Origin of the sequence: Sinomonas terrae, from assembly GCF_022539255.1 — a bacterium.
Lineage (GTDB): Bacteria > Actinomycetota > Actinomycetes > Actinomycetales > Micrococcaceae > Sinomonas > Sinomonas terrae.
Window position 1 is genome coordinate 485,318 of sequence record NZ_JAKZBV010000001.1, and the last position, 18,258, is coordinate 503,575.

The following is an 18,258-nucleotide window of genomic DNA, read 5'->3' on the forward strand; positions in this document are numbered from 1 at the left end:
GGCGGAGCCTCAGCCGAGGACCGGAGTCATGGTAATCGTGGTACCCGAGACGCTCAGATCCACCCTGAAGATAAAGTCTGTATCAATATTCAGCTGGCTCACCTGGCCGGTGAAGAGGTCGATCTGCCGCGCCGTCAGATGCGCTTTTCCCGATAGCGGCGAGACGGTCCATTGGCCGCTGAACGGCGTGACGCTTGCGCTTGGATACTGGGTGATCGACCACGCGATGGTCCCGTCGACGATGCGGTTGTCCGTCGAATAGGAGAACGGGCAGTCAGGCTGCAATCGCTGCTGCGACGAGGCCGTCTTGGCGCATTCGTCGAGGAAGTCTTTGGCTTTGGCGTCTAATGCAGTGGTGAGGGCGGGGGTGGCTTTGGTGTCGAGTGACATCGATTCGGGGCTCGTCTTCTGCGAGACGACGGTCGTTACCGGACTGGCAGCAAAATACTCGCCGGGGAGCGAACCGACGTAGCTTCCCGGATAGAAGACGGGAAAGGAATTGTGGCCGGAGGGCATGTTGACGGCGGCGCCGTTGATGGTGGCCCGCGATGAATTCACGACCGACGCCTGGAGGGTCGGCAGTTGGTCGGGGACGATGCTCCAGCGGGGGAAGAAGATCCAATCTGACCCCGTCTCCTCCACGAGGAAACTGCTCGTGTAGCTCTTCCCGCCGGACGTGAAAGTAACAGGCACCGACTCTTTGCCGTTGGCCGCCGGCCGGGCGGCCCCGACCTCAAGATCATGGACGCGGGACATCGAATCGCGGAGGGGGCCCCCGTCGAGGAGCGCGGCGCTGCCGGACGGCACCTGGGCGTGGAGGGCACCTAGGGCGCGCCCGCCGTCGCCCGCTTGAAGAGCGTCCAGATACGCGCGGACTGGCTGGTCCGGTCCCTGCGCACCGGCCACAGCCATGATCGAGACAATTCCAGCGATCACTGCGAGCACGAGGCCCAATCCCCAGAGCAGCGCGACCCGCAGAGGGCTGGTCGGCATCCGCGTCCCCCCACTCACGGACGCTGCACTCACCGGCGGCTCGTCGTGGCCTCGGCCACGCACATGGAACTCGTGCGGATGTGGGTCGAAGGCAGAGCAAGCATGTCGCTAGCCTAGCGGCCCGCGGCTTTCAGACCATTTCGGGTACGGATACTCCTCTTCCTGAGCGTCTCGGGAACAGCTAATCCCACCTCCGCGGCTTCCGGGTACGACGACGTCGCCGCCTTCCGAGCGAAAGGCGGCCCTCGTCGTCGTCCGCCTGGGTCTTCACGGCCGAGGGAGGGGAGTTTGTGTACCCGAGACGGGCGGGGAGGGGAGTTTGTGTTACCCGAGACGGGCGGGGAGGGGAGTTGGTGTACCCGAGATGGTTAGGGAGGGGAGTTGGTGTACCCGAGACGGGGCGGGTGGGGGGTTAAGAGAGCAGTCCTGCCATGATTGCCATTGCGGGGACGGCCAGGACCGTCGTGATGAGCACCGTGTCCTTCGCGACGACCAGACCGTGCTGGTATCGCTGAGCCGCGACGTAGACGTTCTGCGCGGTGGGCAGGCCGGTCGTCACTACGGCGGCGAACAGGGCATGGCCCCCCATGCCGAGGCCGAACCGCGCGAAGGCGAAGGCGATGAGCGGATGCACCACGAGCTTGATCCCTGAGGCGAGCATCGTGTCGAGGCGCCGCCCGTCGTCGGCCCGCAACGGGCGCGAACCGTGGAGGGATATTCCGAAGGCCATGAGGATCGCCGGGATCGCCGCGCCCCCGATGAGGTGGATCGGCTGCATGATGAGGTCAGGCAGCTTCCAGCCCGTACCGGCAAGCACGAGGCCGATGGCGGATCCGACGATGTTCGGGTTCGTCACGACGGGGAGCACGAACTGGAGGGCGCGGGCCGCACCGGGCTTCGCGGTCGACGTCGTGCCGTCGAGGATGAGCAGGTACGACGGCGTGAGCAGCGCGAGCTGGAAGATCAGCAGGGGTGCCACGTAGCTCGCGTTGCCGAGGACGAAGACGGAGATGGGGATGCCCAGGTTTCCCGAGTTGGCGATCGACGAGCTCATCGACGCGACGAGGGCCTCTGGCAGTTGGCGTCGCCGGATGAACCGGAACGCGCCGAACGAGACGATCCCGACGAGAGCCGAACTCACGGTGATGACGAGCAGGTGGGACGAGAAGACCGTGCGGAGGTCGGCGTTGCTCAGCGTGTCGAGCAGGAGCGCTGGGCTCGCAACGAAGAACGAGAGGCGGCTGAGCACCGTTTGGGCGCCTTCTCCCAGAAGTTGCTTCCGTGCTACAAGCCATCCGGTACCGATGATCGCCCAGACGACGAAGAATCCGGAAAGGACCCCTAGCACGGCGCGCTGCCGCGTGTTTTCAGGTCAGTCCTTTGCACGGGGTACAGCCTAGAGCACGTTTCCCGACGGAAAGAAACCGATTTCGCATGTCGGCGCGTTGGGGTCGAATCGGAGGTTCAGCGGGCCTAGTTGAGGTGCGCCTGGATGGCGAAGGGCGGCCGCATGAGGCCGGGCGTGATGCCATCTGCGGGATCCGTGCCGAGCTCGACGACCTTGTTGTCAGCATCGACGTGCACGACCGTTGGCACGAATTCCCGTGCCTCCTCGTTGCTCATGGCCGCATAGCTGATGAGGATGACGATGTCCCCCTCGTGGATCAGGTGCGCCGCGGCGCCGTTGATCCCGATGACGCCCGACCCGCGCTCGCCAGCGATGGTGTACGTCTCGAGGCGCGCCCCGTTCGTGACGTCGACGATCGAGACCAGCTCGCCGGGCAGGATGTCGGCCGCCTCGAGCAGGTCAAGGTCAACCGTCACGGAGCCGACGTAATGGAGATCGGCGTGCGTGACCGTCGCGCGGTGGATCTTCGACTTGAACATTGTGCGGTTCATCGCACGCAAGTCTACTCCGGCGGCCTTGGGCGCGCCGTGGCGAGCCTCACTCGAGAGGCGCGCTGCGCCGTCGTGCGCTCCCGCCCTGACGCCTTAGGTACGGCTCAGCGTCCGCCCCATGATCGCGTCCGTCAGTGCGTCGACGGCAGCGGAATTCGCGAGCGGATTGCGGATGAGCGTGAAGTCGACGTCGCCCACCGGCGGAAGGTCGAAGCGGCGCGTGATGATCGAGAGGTCCTCGGGGACGAGCGTGGTCGGCATGACGCCGACGCCGAGGCCCGCGCGCACCGCGGCGAGGACGCCGGCGATCTGCTTCGTGCTGCACGTGACCTTCCACGTGCGGCCGCTGGCCTCGAGCGCCTCGATCGCGAGCGTCCTGCTGAGGCTCGGCGCGGGGTAGACGACGAGGGGGACCGGCTGGTCTCGCTCGAGGACGGTCTGCTCGACGCCGACCCAGGAGAAGACGTCGTGCCGCACGACCGTTCCTTCCTGTGCGCCGGCGACCCACTTGATGAACACGAGGTCGAGCTGGCCCGCCTTGAGCCGACGGTGCAGGTCATCGCTTTGGCTGACCGTGAGCTCGAGGTTCAGCTGCGGATAGGCGCGTCGGAATTCGCGCAGGATCTTTGGCAGGCCGGTAATGGCGAGGTCATCCGCTGTGCCGAACCGGAGGCGCCCGCGCATGGCCGAACCGCGGAAATAGCGAAGCGCTTCGTCGTGGGCGGCGAGGATCGTCCGGGCGAAGCCAGCCATCGCGTCGCCGTTGTCGGTGAGGCGAACCCCGTGGGTGTCGCGGATCAGGAGCCCCCGACCCGCGGCCTTCTCCAGCTTCGCGACGTGTTGGCTCACCGTGGGTTGCGCGATTCCGAGCCGCTCTGCCGCGAGGGTGAAGCTGAGGTGTTCTGCGACGGCAAGGAAGCTGCGGAGATGGACGGGATCGAACATGTCTCCTATCCTCTCGGGGCAAATTGCAGAACGCAATAGCTCTTATACGGCAAATAACCTTCCGCAATGGTTTCCGGGCTGTCTAGCGTGGAATTACTCGAACGCTCAAACTGACCCGAACGAAACTTCAGGACTCTTCCGTGACCTCGCCCAGCTCTGCCATGCCCTCTTCCGCGTCCGACTCCTTCCGAGCCTCGCTCTCCCCGGGTCCAATGAACCCCTCCACCGAGCCCATCGCCGTCGTCCCCGAACGGCTGCCGTGGCGACACACGTTCATCTCGCTTCGGGTCCACAATTACCGGCTCTTCGCCGCCTCGAATTTCATCGCAGTGATTGCCGTCTGGATGCAGCGCATCTCGCAGGACTGGATCGTGCTCCAGCTCTCGGGCTCCGTCGCCGCCGTCGGCGTCACGGTGGCGATGCAGTTCACGCCCGTGCTCCTGCTCGGTCCGTGGGGCGGGCTCATGGCCGATCGGTTCTCGAAGCGGCGCCTCCTCCAGATGTGCCAGGCCACCGCCGGACTCTGTGCCGCGACGCTCGCCTTCCTCGCGCTCACGCACTCCCTTCAGGTGTGGCACGTCTACGCCATCGCGGTCGTCCTCGGGCTCGTGACCGTGCTCGACCAGCCGTCTCGCCAGGTGTTCGTCAACGAACTCGTGGGGCCGCAGTACCTGCGGAACGCCATCAGCATGAACTCGACCATCTTCCAGCTCGGCGGCCTCATCGGCCCCGCTGTCGCTGGCGCGCTGCTCTCCGCCGTCGGGGGCGGGTCTGCATTCGTCTTCAACGCCGTCGCCTGCACGTTGACCGTCGTCATGCTCTCGTTGCTTCGAGTGGACGACCTGCACACCGCGCCTCCGACGCCCAAGTCGAAGGGCATGCTGCGGGAGGCCGTGCGCTATGCGTGGGCGAAGCCCACGATCCGCTGGCCCTGGGTGCTCGCGGGCGCCGTCGCGGTCTTCGCTCTGAGCCTGCCGGTGCTGCTCGCCGGCTACGCCGACCATGTCTTCGGGATCGGGGCGAGCGGCTATGGCCTGCTCAATACCCTCGTGGCCCTCGGCTCGCTGACCGGCGCCGTGGCCTCGGCGCGCCGCCGGCTTCTGCGGCTCAGGACCGTGGTGTTCGGCGCAGGGCTCTACGGGGCGCTGCTCGCACTCGCCTCGTTCATGCCGTCGCTCCCCGTGTTCGGCGCCCTCATGGCGGTCTCCGGGTTCTGCGCCCTGACCTTCCTGACCTCGGCGAATCAGCTCGTCCAGACGAGTGCCAACATGGCAATCCGCGGCCGCGTGATGAGCCTCTACACGATGGTCCTCATGGGCGGGCAGGCACTCGGCGGCCCCATGCTCGGCGGGCTCGCCCAGCTGTGGGGGACGCGCTGGGCCCTGCTGCTCGGCGGCACGGTTCCGGCTGTCGTCGCCGGTCTTCTGGCCCTGTGGCTGCGGGGGAAGCACGAAGAATGAGCGCTTGGCAGGCGGCAGCCCGCGCTCCAGCCCGTTTCTGAGCTGGCCGCCGTGCGATTCCCTCCGGACACGCCGCGTCCCGCCCGATTGGGAAATCACAACCGGGCGGGACGGAGGGGATGCGAGGTGCTCAGGCGGTCTTGGCGGCCGCTCCGGCCTCGTGGCCGACGGAGCGGTCAGCGGTGTCGAGCGCATCGAGGCTCAGGTGCGAGGTCTCACGGGTGGCCCACGTCGCGATGGCCGAGATCACCGCGAGCCCGAGCGTGAGGCCGCCGATGAGCAGCGGGACGTTCGCCGATCCGGGAGGCGCCACGAGGGTGAAGATTGTCGGCAGGAACGCGACGATGAGCAGGCCGATGTTCTGCGAGATCGCGAAGCCCGTGACGCGGGTCCGCGTCGGGAACAGCTCCTGGAAGAAGCTCGCGAACGTCGCATTCCACATCTGGTACAGGACGCCCCACATGAGGATCGCGAGCACGAGCGTGAGCACCACGTTCCTCTGGCTGATCGCCCAGAGGTACGCGAAGGAGAGCACGCCGGAGCTGAGCGAGCCGAAGATCATGAGGGGCCGGCGGCCGATCCGGTCGGAGAGCTTGCCGAAGAAGGGGATGAGGATGACGGCGACGATGTTGGCCATGACGGGCATCCACAGGTAGGTCGCGGGGCTCATCTTGATCCCGTACGAGGGCTGCGTGGCATAGGCGGTGCCGAAGACCGCGGCAGTCGTGCCGATGACGTTCGTGAGGCCCATGAGGATCGCGCGGAAGATGGTCCAGCCGCTCTCGCGGACCACCTTGACGATGGGGGCCTGCGGCACCACGTGCTCCTTGGCCTCCTGGAGGAACACGGGGGTCTCCGCGACGCGGCGGCGGATGAGGTAGCCGGCGATGACAACGAGCGCGCTGAGCAGGAACGGCACGCGCCAGCCCCATGAGTGGAAGGCCTGGGCGGGAAGCATCGCGGAGAGCGGGATGAAGGCCGCGGAAGCCAGGATGCTGCCCGCTTGAGTGCCCTGGAGGCTGAAGCTCGTGAAGAAGCCGCGGCGTCCGGCGGGCGCGTGTTCGGCGATGAGGGCGCTCGCACCGCTCAGCTCACCCGCGACCGCGAAGCCCTGGATGAGGCGCAACGCCACGAGAAGGATCGGGGCGAGGATGCCGACCTGGCTGTACGTCGGCAGGAGGCCGACGGCGAACGTCGAGAAGCCCATGAGGAGCAGCGCGAAGACGAGGACGTTCTTGCGGCCGTGACGATCGCCCCAGTTGCCGAGGACGAAGGCACCGATCGGACGCGCCACATAGCCGACGGCGTAGGTCGCGAGAGATGCGACGAGGGCCACCGTGGGGTTGCCGCTCGGGAAGAAGACCGAAGGGAAGACAAGCGCGGCGGCGGAGGCGTAGATGGAGAAGTCGTAGTATTCCAGGGTGCTGCCTAGGAAGCCGCTCAAGGCCGCCTTCTTGTGCATGTTTCCGGGCTTCTGCTGCTGCTCTGGGCTTGATTGCCCGCGCACCTCTTCGTGCATGAGACCCTCCTAGGTCATCGTGACTGTAACGCTCGTCCGGTGCCTTGGCCCCTGGTGGAAGCGGTCCGGATAACGCTTGGTAAGCGCTTTCCAATGAACCACGCCACATCCGTGCTGTCAATCCCTTCGCATCTCGTGGCGCCGTTCCGGGTGGCCGTCTGGCGGGTCTTCGAACGGCCTTCCAGAGTCCTCCCGCAACCTTTCACGCAGTCAGAGCGGCGACCCGGGATAAGGCCCGTGGGCCAGCTTCGGCGGGAGATCGTTGTGGCGTCGGAGAGCGAGCCGCAGCCCGACGAGACCCACCGCCGAGATGATGATGATCCCTGCAAAGTAGAAGACCGAGGAGAGCGACGAGACCTCGGCGGAGGTGCCGGGCCGCAGGAAGCCATACTGGAGCGCCGGCACCGCGTTCCCGGTGACGACGACGGCGATCAGCGCGGCGAGCCCGCCCATTGAGTCCCAGAGGGCGTGCAGGATCACGACCACGATGAACGCGACAATGACCCGTCCCGTAAGCCTGTACTTCGCGGTCCGGCCAGTCGCGCCGAAGATCACGGCTCCGAGGAGCGCGGTCCACAGCACATGGCAGACGGGCGTGAGGATGGACCGCATCGCCTCGGTCTGAAGCATGGACGCCAGATCGATCCCCTGGGAAGTGACCGCCGCATTGAACGCATACCCCGCCGATTCGAAGGCTGCGAAGCCCGCCCCCACCGCGGCGCCGAGGAGGGCCCCCTGACGCGCCGTCTTGGGCACCACAGAACGGCCGACGACGAGCAGCACCACTGCCTTCACGGCCTCCTCGATGAGCCCGACCCGGAGGTAGATCCAGGTCGTCACGTGCAGGTCGGCCTCGAGCAGCGACGCGGCCAGGACCCCGACGACGCCGCCCGCGAAGAAAGCGAGGAACACGTGGATCGGGGCGAGATTCCCCGTAACGCGTTCAACGGCGAACAGGACCACGCTGAAAGGCACGAGGAAGCTTCCGAGCAGGATGAGCGTCGGGATCAGATTCGTGTTCAGGGTTGACGCCGTGACGAAGATCGTCGCGATCCACAGCGCAAGCCCGATGAGGAGGGCCTTCCACCACCAGCCGTGGCGATGGGTGCGTCGGGCAGGGTAGTAGTTAGCGTCCACGAGGCGGCAATACCCGGCCGTCTGCACCCGAAACGCCCCCTGAACAGGCCTCAGACGACGATGTCCCCGCGGCCAAGGGCTGCGGGGACATCGTGCACATGGAGCGGCCGACGGGAATCGAACCCGCGTATCAGGCTTGGGAAGCGTGCGCTCTGCCATTGAGCTACGGCCGCGTTGCCCCGGAGGGCTCCACCCAGCTTACCGCACCGGGTGGAGTGCTCCGTGCAAGGAAATCACCTCCCGCGGAGGGGTCGGTTGGCGATGACGGGTGCTGTTCCGGTGTGGCCGTTGCGGGTGGCGGCGATGTGGTGGATGCGGTCGCGGCAGGCGTGCCAGCCGATGACCATGAGGATGATGGCGATGGCGGTGGCCAGGAGGGTCCAGGGGGAGTCGGCCAGGATCATGGTCAGGACGACGGCGAGGAAGGCCAGGGTGAGGTAGCCGGTGTAGGGGGCGCCGGGCATGCGGAAGGCGGGGCGTTCGAGCCAGCCCTTGGCGGCCCAGCGTTGGAGCTGGATCTGGCAGATGACGATGGTGGCCCAGGTGGCGATGATGCCGACGGAGGCGACGTTCAGGACGATCTCGAAGGCGTCGGCGGGGACGAGGTAGTTCAGGGGGACGCCCAGGAGGGAGACGGCGGCGGTGATGGCGATGCCGCCGTAGGGCACTCCTGCCTTGTTCATGCGCAGGGCGAATTTGGGGGCGGAGCCGGCGGCGGCCATGGAGCGCAGGATGCGCCCGGTGGAGTAGAGGCCGGCGTTGAGGGAGGAGAGGGAGGCGGTGAGGACGACGAGGTTCATGATGACGTCGACGCCGTTGACGCCGATGTGGCCGAAGAAGGTCACGAAGGGGCTCACGCCCTCCTGGTAGTCGGTGTAGGGCAGCAGGAGGGAGAGCAGGACGACGGAGCCGACGTAGAACACGGCGATGCGGGCGACGACGGAGTTGATGGCCCGGGGCATGATCCTGGCGGGGTTCTGGGTCTCCCCGGCGGCGGTGCCGACGAGTTCGACGGAGGCGTAGGCGAACACGACGCCCTGCATGAGCAGGATCATGGGCATGATCCCGGCGGGGAAGATGCCGCCGTGGGCGGCGATCAGGCCGGGTCCGACGGGGCCGCCGGTGGGGGTGCCGAAGACGACGAAGTAGATGCCCAGGGCCAGGAAGGCCAGCAGGGCGGCGACCTTGATCAGGGCGAACCAGAATTCCATCTCGCCGAAGACCTTCACGGAGACCAGGTTCAGGGCCAGGACCAGGACCAGGGCGATCAGGGCCCAGGCCCATTGGGGGACGGTGTCGATCCAGGGCACGTACCGGCCGAAGAAGTGCATGTAGAGGGCGGCGGCGGTGGTGTCGACGATGGTGGTCATGGCCCAGTTGATCCAGTAGAACCAGCCGGAGACGAAGGCTGCCTTCTCGCCGAAGAACTCGCGGGCGTAGGAGACGAAGGACCCGGAGGAGGGCCGGTGCAGGACGAGCTCGCCCAGGGCGCGCAGGATCAGGAAGACGAAGAGGCCGCAGATCGCGTAGGAGAGCACCAGGGAGGGCCCCGCGGCGGCCAGGCGGCCGCCGGCGCCGAGGAACAGGCCGGTGCCGATCGCGCCGCCGATCGCGATCATCTGGATCTGGCGGGCCTTGAGGCCCTTGTGGTAGCCGGCATCCTCGGCATGGATCACATGGTCCGTCGAATGCGCATGGCCATGATCCTCAACGTGGTCTAACTCGGGCTTGGGGGACGACATAAGGCTCTTTTCGGAAGGGAGAGAGTTTCCGAGGCGACAGTGTGCCACAGGCCACGTGCTTGGTGCCACACGAGCCCTGATTCAGACAAGAGGGGTCCGCATGTTGGATACATGGCCAAAGTGTGGACGCAAAATTTGGACCAGACTGACTAGGCGACGGCCGCCGAAGAGCTGAGGGTCGGCGTCGTCCGCTCCTCGCTCAGGGGACGCCGAAACCCGTTCCCGCCCTCCGCTACGGTATTTTGGGGAGGTGCTCCTCTCCGACCGCGACATCCGAGCCGAGATTGACGCCCAGCGGATTGTCCTCACGCCCTACGAATCGGCGATGGTCCAGCCGTCGAGCGTCGACGTGCGGATCGACCGGTTCTTCCGGCTCTTCGACAACCACAAGTACGCGCACATCGACCCCGCGCTCGAGCAGCCCGAGCTGACGCGGCTCGTCGAGGTCGGTGCTGATGAGCCGTTCATCCTGCACCCGGGCGAGTTTGTCCTCGGATCCACGTTCGAGACGGTGAGCCTGCCCGACGACATCGCCGCGCGCCTCGAGGGAAAGTCCTCGCTTGGCCGGCTCGGACTCCTCACGCATTCCACCGCTGGCTTCATCGACCCCGGATTCTCCGGCCACGTCACGCTTGAGCTCTCGAACGTCGCGACCCTGCCGATCAAGCTGTGGCCCGGCATGAAGATTGGCCAGCTCTGCTTCTTCCGGCTCACCTCAGCCGCCGAGCACCCGTACGGCTCCGGCGCATACGGCAACCGCTACCAGGGCCAGCGCGGACCCACCGCCTCGCGCAGCTACCTGAACTTCCACCGCTCCCCGGTCTGACCTGCTCAGAGCGTCTGGGCGTAGAACCACTCGATGTGGTCCCGCACGAGCCGCGCGGCGCGGTCGCCGTCGCGGGCCTCGACGGCCTCGAGGATCTCCCAGTGCTGGCGGCGCAGTTCGGCGACGATGTCATTCCACTGACCCCGGGTGCTGACCGCCTGGTCGACGTATTCGCGGATCGACTCCCGGAGGGAGTCCATCATCGTGCTCACTACGGAGTTGCCCGCGAGGGCGCTGAGTGCGACGTGGAACTGGGCGTCGAGGGCCGTGAATGCGGGGGAGGGGAGGCTCGGATCGTCCATCGCCTCGAGCAGGCGGCGCGCTTCCTCGGCCTGGCTCGGCTCCCACTCGACATCTGCCGCGTGAGCCAACGACCACGTCTCCATCATGACTCGCGCCTCGACGATGTCCTTGACTGGGAGGCGTTGGCTCGCAACATGCAGCCGCAGCGCTGAGCCGAGGGCAGACGACGGGTCGGAGACGACAATCGTGCCAGCGTTGGGACCAGAGCCGGTCGCCGAACGGACGATGCCCATGACCTCGAGCGCGCGGATGGCGTCCCGGACTGAGGCCCGGGAGATGCCGAACTGTTCGGCGAGGGCCCTCTCGCCCGGCAGCCGGTCTCCCAGCTTGAGCCCCCCGGACCGCAGGCTGTCCTCGATGTGGCGGAGGACCGCGTCGTGGGCACGTTCGCTCGCGCGTTCAACAGACATGGGTCCATCTTGCCGCAGGCCGATTGCCGGTGGCGCCGCAGGCCGCACTTCCGGTGGCGCCGCGGTCTGGCCCACTTCTGCCGGGGACTCCGGCTCCGCAGCGGCGTGTCGCGCGGCGACACGCAGTTGGCGGCCTCAGAAACGGGCTGGAGCGAGACCCTCTTTGGATTGCGGCGGCCGGAAATGCCTGACAGTATGGTCAGACCACATGGTCCGGTCCTCCTGCCCGGGCCGGAGAGGACACCATGAAGATCGCGCTCTTCGCCACGTGCATCGTCGACGCGATGTATCCGCGCGTTGCGCAGGCCACGGTCCAGATTCTGGAGCGGCTCGGGCACGAGGTCGTGTTCCCGGCCGGGCAGGCGTGCTGTGGGCAGATGCACTTGAATTCGGGCTACTTCCGCGAGGCGCTTCCCGTGGTCGAGAACCATGTACGGGCGTTCGAGGCCGGGTTCGACTCCGGCGAGTACGACGTCGCTGTCGCGCCTTCCGGTTCGTGTGTCGCGTCTGTGAAGCATCAGCACGCGATGGTCGCGCAGTGGGCGGTGGAGCGAGGGGGCAGCGGACGTGCCGACCCGACGCTCGCCGCGCGCGCCGACGCCGTTGGGCAACGCACCTACGAACTGAGCCAGCTCCTCACCGACGTCCTCGGTGTCTCCGACGCGGCCGCCCAACTCGGCTCCTACCTGCCCGGCACGATCACGTACCACCCCTCGTGCCACGGAATGCGGCTCCTGCGCCTGGGCGACCGGCCGCTCAGTCTTCTCCGCACGGTGGAGGCGCTCGACGTTGTCGCGCTTCCCGAGGCAGACCAGTGCTGCGGGTTCGGTGGCACCTTCTCCATCAAGAACGCCGACGTCTCCTCGGCGATGCTCGCCGACAAGGTCGCAAACGTCTGCGGGACCGGCGCGGGGGCGTGCGCGGGCGGCGACGTCTCATGCCTCATGCACATCGGCGGCGGCCTCTCGCGGGAGGGGCGCACGACGGCGGAGGGCACGCCCGTGCGGACCGTCCACCTCGCGGAGGTGCTTGCATCGACGCGCGAGAATCCGCTTCGCTTCGATGGTGAGTTCGCCCTGGTGGGAGGTGCGCGATGACCACGGTGAATCTCGGCCTCCCCGCCGTTCCGCCCCGCGGCTTCGGCAACATCTCCGCAACCGAGCCGTTCCCGAAGGCTGCCCATCGCGAGCTCGGCAACGCCCAGCTGCGCGCGAACCTCGGCCACGCGACCCACACGATCCGCGACAAGCGTCTCCGCGTCGTGTCCGAGCTTCCTGACTGGGAGGCGCTGCGGGACGCCGGCTCGGCAATCAAGACCGATGCCATGTCACGTCTGCCCGAACTGCTGGTGCAGTTCGAGGAGCAGTTCACCGCTCGTGGTGGCACGGTGCACTGGGCCCGGGATGCAGCCGAGGCGAACGCGATCGTCGAGCGGCTCGTGCGCGCGACCGGCTCGCAGGACGTCGTCAAGGTCAAGTCCATGGCGACGCAGGAGATCGGGCTCAACGAGTACCTTGAGGAGCGTGGGATTTCGGCCTTCGAGACCGACCTCGCCGAGCTCATCGTCCAGCTCGGGCACGACAAGCCGAGCCACATCCTCGTCCCCGCGATCCACAAGAACCGGACCGAGATCCGCGACATCTTCCTGCAGGAGATGCCCGACGTTGACCCCGAGCTGACGGACGAGCCGCGCCGCCTCGCGATGGCCGCCCGCGCCCACTTGCGCAAGAAGTTCCTCTCCGCGAAGGTCGCAATTTCGGGTGCGAACTTCGGTATCGCCGAGACGGGGACGCTCGGCGTCGTCGAGTCGGAGGGCAACGGGCGAATGTGCCTCACGCTGCCCGAGACCCTCATCACGGTCATGGGCATTGAGAAGGTGCTCCCGCGGGCCCAGGACCTCGAGGTGTTCATGCAGCTGCTCCCGCGTTCTTCCACGGGCGAGCGCATGAACCCTTACACGTCGCTGTGGACCGGGGCCACTTCGGGCGATGGGCCGCAGAACGTCCACGTCGTCCTGCTCGACAACGGCCGCACCCGCGCGCTCGCGGATCGTCATGGTCGCAGCGCGCTACACTGCATCCGCTGCTCGGCGTGCATGAACGTGTGCCCCGTGTACGAGCGGACGGGCGGTCACGCCTACGGCTCGACGTATCCAGGGCCGATCGGCGCGATTCTCTCGCCGCTGCTCACCGGCGTCGAGGCCGAGGAGAATTCCTCGCTCCCATACGCATCGTCCCTCTGCGGCGCGTGCTTCGACGCTTGCCCAGTCAAGATCAATATCCCCGAGATCCTCGTGTACCTCCGCGGCGAGGACGTCGAGGCGAAGCATGGGCGGGGCCGGGCAGCCGGTGAGGCCGGCGGCGCGTCGGATCTGAAGGGCAACGGACGACGCCGGAGCCTCCCCACCCAGATGGACGTGGCCTTGGGCGCGGCGTCTTGGGCGCTGTCGTCGGGTGACCGGCTCGGACTGCTCGAAAAGGGGCTGCCGGTGGCGCGGGCGCTCGCCGGGCGTGATGGGAAGATCTCGCGGCTCCCCGGCCTCGCGGCTGGCTGGACTCAGAGCCGGGACGTCCCGGCTCCGCCGAGCGAATCGTTCCGGAGCTGGTGGAAGAAGCGGGCGACGGGTGGCGCACCCGGCGAAGGTGACGGCGCGAGGAGGGGAGGCGCTCCGGGAGGGGGCGCCGCACCCGGCGAAGGTGACGGCGCGAGGAGGGGAGGCGCAGAGTGAGCGCGCGTGAGGAGATTCTGGCCCGGGTTCGTGAGGCGCTCGGCGACGATTCCCAGCCGGTCACACAATCCGTGGCGCCGTCAGGTCCGCAGGGTCGTGCGGAGGGTGCGCCTGTCGCGCCGTCAGGTCCGCAGGGCCGTGCGGAGGGTGCGCCTGTCGCGCCGTCAGGTCCGCGGGGTCGTGCGGAGGGTGCGCCTGTCGCGCCGTCAGGTCTGCAGGGTGCCGCCTCACCGACGGCGGGTGCCGGGGAGCGGGGCTATCGCACCGCCTCTGGCCTCGACGAGGACGCTCTCGTGGAGCTGCTCGTCGATCGGCTCGTTGACTACAAGGCACGCGTCGAGGTCGTGGGACCGGATGCCCTCGCGGGAGCGATCCGCACCCGTCTGGAGGGCAAGCGTTTCGTCGTGCCGGAGGGCCTCCCGTCCGAGTGGCTGGACCCGAGCCTCGCCGGTGTGACGGTGACGGATTCACGAGAGGCGCCCATCGGCGTCGAACGTCTCGATGAGCTGGACGGGGTCGTGACGTCGTCGGCGGTGAGCATCGCCGAAACCGGCACGATCATCCTCGACGGCTCGCCGGATCAGGGCCGGCGGGCGATCTCGCTCGTGCCGGACCACCACGTGTGCGTGGTCCCGGTCGAGACGATCGTGGGGATCGTGCCCGAAGGTTTCGCACGGCTGGACACGACTCGGCCGCTGACGCTCATCTCGGGCCCGTCGGCGACGAGTGATATAGAGCTCGAACGCGTCGAAGGCGTCCATGGTCCACGAACACTCGACGTCATCATCGTGCGGTAGGCGCCAATTGGGGACCAATACCCCTATGAACCGTTGCTCCATCGGGGCACAATGGCGCCATGAGCGACGCTGCGGTCGTGGCGATGCTGCCGGTGCTCGTCTTGGCGGGCGGCCTCGCGTTCTGGGCGATTTCGATCCTCGATTTCGCGCGAAGTGATGCTCGCGTGGTGCGGACCTTGCCGCGCGACGCGTGGGTCGTGATTCTCGTGTTGGGCAGTGTGGTCGGAGCTGCCGCCTGGTGGACGTTCGGCCGCCCGCGCCATTAGTTGCCGGCCGTCCAGGACCTCGGGCTCAAGGGATCGGCGCCGTCGCTTCCTTGCGCGCACGGCGGCTGCGGCGAACGTTCTGAACCGTCCGCATGGCTGGGTCGACGAATCGCGCCCCGAGCGGGCCGATGACGGCCATGAGCAGCACGTAGGCGGTCGCGAGCGCTGCGAGATCGCTCGAGACAGCACCCGAGGTCACCGCGAGGCCGGCGATGACGATCGAGAACTCGCCCCGCGGGATGAGTTCGACGCCGGCCCGCGCCCGGCCCGGAATGCCTATCCCGGCCCTGCCTGCCGCCCACCAGCCGGTGGCGATCTTAGTAAGCGATGTGACGACGGCGAGGAGAAGCGCCCATCCGAGCACAGGCGGGATTGACCGGGGATCCGTGTTGAGCCCGAAGGCGACGAAGAAGATGGCGGCGAACAGGTCGCGGAGCGGCTCGAGCAGGCGCGAGGCGAGGTGCGCCGTCGTCCCCGAAATGGCGATGCCGAGCATGAACGCGCCCACAGCCGCCGAAACCTGCATCGCGGAGGCCAGCCCCGCCACGAGCAGCGCGAGCCCCATGACGTTGAGGAGGAAGACCTCGGAATTCTCGCTGTGGACCGCACGCGAGACCTGGTTCCCGAGACGCAGCGCGACCACGAGCACAACCGTGATGACGGCGAGCGAGATGGCGACAGTCTGGAGGCCGCCGAACCAGCTCACCCCCGCGAGAGTCGCCGTGAGGATGGGCAGGTAGATCGCCATCGCGAGGTCCTCGAAGACGAGGATCGAGAGGATGGTCGGGGTCTCCCGGTTGCCGAGTCGGCCAAGGTCCGTGATGACCTTCGCGACGATCCCGGAGGACGAAACATACGTGACGCCGCCGAGGACGATGGCGCCGATCGGCCCCCAGCCGAGGAGCAACGCGAGCCCGACCCCGGGCGCCATATTCAGCAGGCCGTCCACCACGCCCGCCTGCCACGACCGGCGCAGCCCGGTGAAGAGCTCCTTCGCCGTGTATTCGAGGCCAAGCAGCAGCAACAGGAGGATGACGCCGATCTCGCCGGCCAAGTGCGAGAACTCGCGGACCCCGCTGAGGTCGACCAGGCCGCCGGCGCCGAAGATGAGGCCGCCGAGGAGGTAGAGCGGAATGGGGGACATGCTGATCCGCCCAGCGAGGCGCGCGAGCAGCCCGAGGGCGAACACGACGGCCCCGAGCTCGATGAGAGCGAGCGCGAGCGGATCCATGGGTCAGCCGTTGCGCAGGATCGTCGCGGTCTGCTCCAACCCTTCCTCGGTTCCTACCGCGACGACGAGGTCACCCTTGCGAAGGACGACGTCGGGCCCCGGCGAGGGCACGACCTCACCTTCACGCATGATCGCCACGATCGAGACGCCGGTGCGAGTGCGGATGCTCGCATGGCCCATGGGCTGGTCACGGTACGGCGAGTCCGCGAGGATGGTGAACTGGCGAGTCACGATCCCGGGCACTTCCTTGTGCTCCTCGGTGAGCTGCATGACGATCCGCTGGCTTCCGAGAAGATTGCCGAGGGCTGTCGCCTCGTCGCCGGTGAGCGGAATGGACGCCTGACAGGAATCGGGATCGTCCCACGTCGAGATGATGAGCTCGGTTTCGCCGTCGCGATGGGTGACGACACCGATGCGCCGCCCCGCCTGCGTCATGAAGTCCTTGCGAACGCCGAACCCGGGCAGTTCGGTCTCCTCCACGTTCATGGAACAACTCTAATCCGGGCCTCCGACAATCCAGCGGAGAGTCGGGAGGCGACGGGTGGGCGGGCCAGCCTAGAGCTCGGGGACGACGGCGGTCGCGACCTTCGCGGGCGGCCGCACGGGGAGCAGCACGAGGAGGCCCGCGAGGAGCACGACCATGATGCCGAGGATGCCCCAGCGCTGGGCCTGGCCGCTAGCGACGAGGGGTGTTGCGACGGCGATGGAGAGGCTGAAGAGCGTCGGCGAGAGGAAGCTCACCGCACGGCCGGTCGTCGCGTACAGGCCGAACAGTTCGCCGGACTCGCCGTCGGGCGCGAGCCGGGCCAGATAGGCGCGCGCGGAGGCCTGCGCCGGGCCCACGAAGAGGCACAGGAACAGCCCGAACACCCAGAAGGTCGCTGCTCCCGGCCACGTGAACCCCCCGAGATCGTAGGTCCCGTTGCCGAGCGCCAGTACGGCGAAGCCCGCGATCAAGAGCCCAATGAGCGACCCGACGATGACACGTTTGGGACCGATGCGGTCGTCGAGGATCCCGCCGAGGATCGCCCCCACAGCCGCCACGACGTTCCCGAAGACCGCGAAGAAGATGACCTGGCTCAGTGAGAACCCGAACGTCCCGGCTGCGATCACCCCGCCGAACGTGAACACGGCGGCAAGCCCGTCCCGGAACACCGCGCTCGCGATGAGGAAGTAGAGCGTGTGCGGGCTCGTCTGCCAGATCGCGCGGATCCTGCGGAACAGCAGCGCATACGAGGCGACGACTCCCAGCTTGGCCGCGCGCCGTCGTCGTACTTCCGGCACCGAGACCATGACCGGAACGGAGAAGACCACGATCCACAGCATCGAGAACACGGCGACGAGCCGGATGTTGAGGCTCTCCGCCGTCGACGATCCGAACCAGTGGAAGACGGGCTGGACGAACAGGACGAGGACAAGCAGGAGCGCGACGATGCCGCCGAAGTACCCTGCCGACCATCCGAGTCCCGAGACGCGGCCGATGGTCTTCGGCGTCGCGATCTGCTCGAGCATCGCGTTGTAGTTGACGCCCGCGAGCTCGGAGAACACGTGGCCTGCAGCGATGAGGCCGGCTCCGTACCAGAGGAACTCCGGGCGCGGATACGCAAAGAAGCACAGGCCGGTCAGCAGCGCGACCACAGCGGTGTGGATCCCGAGCCACAGCTTGCGGCGCCCGCCCGCGTCGGAGCGCTGGCCCGAGACGGGGGCGAGCAGCGCGATGAGGAGGCCACCGATGCCGAGCGCGAGGCCGAGCACCGAGGAAGCGTGGTCGGAACCACCGAAGGCCGAGGACGTGAGATATACGGTGAACACGAACGTGGTCATGACGGCGTTGAAGGCGGCTGACCCCCAGTCCCACGCGGCCCACGCGAGGACTTGGCCCTTCCGGACGGGCGCAATGTGGAGCTCGAGCTCCGAGGGCTGCGGCGCGGCAGTCGACATAGCTCGCATGCTAGCGCTTGATAGGCTGATGTTCCCGACAGCACCGAACCCAACTGATGAT

Annotated in this window: 17 protein-coding genes and 1 tRNA gene; 6 read left to right on the forward strand and 12 right to left on the reverse strand. The window is 67.5% G+C overall.

Going from position 1 to position 18,258, the window contains the following annotated elements:
• Nucleotides 1-9: 9 nt before the first annotated feature.
• The 4 genes from L0M17_RS02295 to L0M17_RS02310 form a co-directional block, all read right to left on the reverse strand.
• Nucleotides 10-993, reverse strand: coding sequence for a hypothetical protein (locus L0M17_RS02295; protein WP_241050834.1), 984 nt, complete (start codon nucleotides 991-993; stop codon nucleotides 10-12).
• A gap of 412 nt (nucleotides 994-1,405) precedes the next feature.
• Entirely contained in the window at nucleotides 1,406-2,341 is a 936-nt protein-coding gene (locus tag L0M17_RS02300; RefSeq protein WP_241050836.1) for an AEC family transporter, read from the reverse strand.
• A gap of 125 nt (nucleotides 2,342-2,466) precedes the next feature.
• Nucleotides 2,467-2,892 carry an aspartate 1-decarboxylase gene (gene panD / locus L0M17_RS02305; protein WP_241050838.1) on the reverse strand — a complete coding sequence of 142 codons (426 nt, stop codon included), beginning with the start codon at nucleotides 2,890-2,892 and terminating at the stop codon, nucleotides 2,467-2,469.
• Nucleotides 2,893-2,985: 93 nt separating this feature from the next.
• Nucleotides 2,986-3,837, reverse strand: a complete 852-nt coding sequence (locus L0M17_RS02310; RefSeq protein ID WP_241050840.1) for a LysR substrate-binding domain-containing protein — start codon at nucleotides 3,835-3,837, stop codon at nucleotides 2,986-2,988.
• 161 nt (nucleotides 3,838-3,998) lie between these two features.
• Here L0M17_RS02310 and L0M17_RS02315 point away from each other — a divergent pair, with 161 nt between their 5' ends.
• On the forward strand, nucleotides 3,999-5,297 hold the full coding sequence (locus L0M17_RS02315) for an MFS transporter (protein ID WP_372498052.1): 1,299 nt from the start codon (nucleotides 3,999-4,001) through the stop codon (nucleotides 5,295-5,297).
• Nucleotides 5,298-5,427: 130 nt separating this feature from the next.
• Here the strand turns inward: L0M17_RS02315 and L0M17_RS02320 are convergent, their stop codons facing one another.
• The 4 genes from L0M17_RS02320 to L0M17_RS02335 form a co-directional block, all read right to left on the reverse strand.
• On the reverse strand, nucleotides 5,428-6,816 hold the full coding sequence (locus tag L0M17_RS02320) for an MFS transporter (RefSeq protein WP_308196791.1): 1,389 nt from the start codon (nucleotides 6,814-6,816) through the stop codon (nucleotides 5,428-5,430).
• Nucleotides 6,817-7,026: 210 nt separating this feature from the next.
• Nucleotides 7,027-7,953, reverse strand: a complete 927-nt coding sequence (locus tag L0M17_RS02325) for a PrsW family glutamic-type intramembrane protease (RefSeq protein ID WP_241050842.1) — start codon at nucleotides 7,951-7,953, stop codon at nucleotides 7,027-7,029.
• A gap of 99 nt (nucleotides 7,954-8,052) precedes the next feature.
• Nucleotides 8,053-8,126 (reverse strand) — tRNA-Gly (locus L0M17_RS02330).
• 60 nt (nucleotides 8,127-8,186) lie between these two features.
• Complete coding sequence (locus L0M17_RS02335) at nucleotides 8,187-9,695, reverse strand: amino acid permease (protein WP_241050844.1); 1,509 nt, start codon at nucleotides 9,693-9,695, stop codon at nucleotides 8,187-8,189.
• Nucleotides 9,696-9,945: 250 nt separating this feature from the next.
• Here L0M17_RS02335 and dcd point away from each other — a divergent pair, with 250 nt between their 5' ends.
• Nucleotides 9,946-10,521, forward strand: coding sequence for a dCTP deaminase (gene dcd, locus L0M17_RS02340; protein ID WP_241050845.1), 576 nt, complete (start codon nucleotides 9,946-9,948; stop codon nucleotides 10,519-10,521).
• A 5-nt stretch (nucleotides 10,522-10,526) separates the two neighbouring features.
• Here the strand turns inward: dcd and L0M17_RS02345 are convergent, their stop codons facing one another.
• Nucleotides 10,527-11,234: a FadR/GntR family transcriptional regulator gene (locus L0M17_RS02345; RefSeq protein WP_241050847.1), complete on the reverse strand. Its 708-nt coding sequence runs from the start codon at nucleotides 11,232-11,234 to the stop codon at nucleotides 10,527-10,529.
• A gap of 245 nt (nucleotides 11,235-11,479) precedes the next feature.
• Here L0M17_RS02345 and L0M17_RS02350 point away from each other — a divergent pair, with 245 nt between their 5' ends.
• The 4 genes from L0M17_RS02350 to L0M17_RS02365 are packed head-to-tail and all read left to right on the forward strand — an operon-like array spanning nucleotide 11,480 to nucleotide 15,025.
• A complete protein-coding gene (locus L0M17_RS02350) occupies nucleotides 11,480-12,331 on the forward strand; it encodes a (Fe-S)-binding protein (RefSeq protein WP_241050849.1) in 852 nt (283 codons plus the stop codon).
• Entirely contained in the window at nucleotides 12,328-13,962 is a 1,635-nt protein-coding gene (locus tag L0M17_RS02355; protein ID WP_241050851.1) for a lactate utilization protein B, read from the forward strand. Before L0M17_RS02350 ends, L0M17_RS02355 begins: the two co-directional genes overlap by 4 nt.
• A complete protein-coding gene (locus L0M17_RS02360) occupies nucleotides 13,959-14,759 on the forward strand; it encodes a LutC/YkgG family protein (RefSeq protein WP_241050853.1) in 801 nt (266 codons plus the stop codon). Before L0M17_RS02355 ends, L0M17_RS02360 begins: the two co-directional genes overlap by 4 nt.
• A 59-nt stretch (nucleotides 14,760-14,818) precedes the next feature.
• On the forward strand, nucleotides 14,819-15,025 hold the full coding sequence (locus L0M17_RS02365) for a PLDc N-terminal domain-containing protein (protein ID WP_241050855.1): 207 nt from the start codon (nucleotides 14,819-14,821) through the stop codon (nucleotides 15,023-15,025).
• A 25-nt stretch (nucleotides 15,026-15,050) separates the two neighbouring features.
• Here the strand turns inward: L0M17_RS02365 and L0M17_RS02370 are convergent, their stop codons facing one another.
• The 3 genes from L0M17_RS02370 to L0M17_RS02380 form a co-directional block, all read right to left on the reverse strand.
• Nucleotides 15,051-16,256: a cation:proton antiporter gene (locus L0M17_RS02370; protein ID WP_241050857.1), complete on the reverse strand. Its 1,206-nt coding sequence runs from the start codon at nucleotides 16,254-16,256 to the stop codon at nucleotides 15,051-15,053.
• 3 nt (nucleotides 16,257-16,259) lie between these two features.
• A complete protein-coding gene (locus L0M17_RS02375; RefSeq protein ID WP_241050859.1) occupies nucleotides 16,260-16,742 on the reverse strand; it encodes a cation:proton antiporter regulatory subunit in 483 nt (160 codons plus the stop codon).
• A 69-nt stretch (nucleotides 16,743-16,811) separates the two neighbouring features.
• Nucleotides 16,812-18,197, reverse strand: coding sequence for an MFS transporter (locus L0M17_RS02380; protein WP_241050861.1), 1,386 nt, complete (start codon nucleotides 18,195-18,197; stop codon nucleotides 16,812-16,814).
• Between the last annotated feature and the right edge of the window lie 61 nt (nucleotides 18,198-18,258).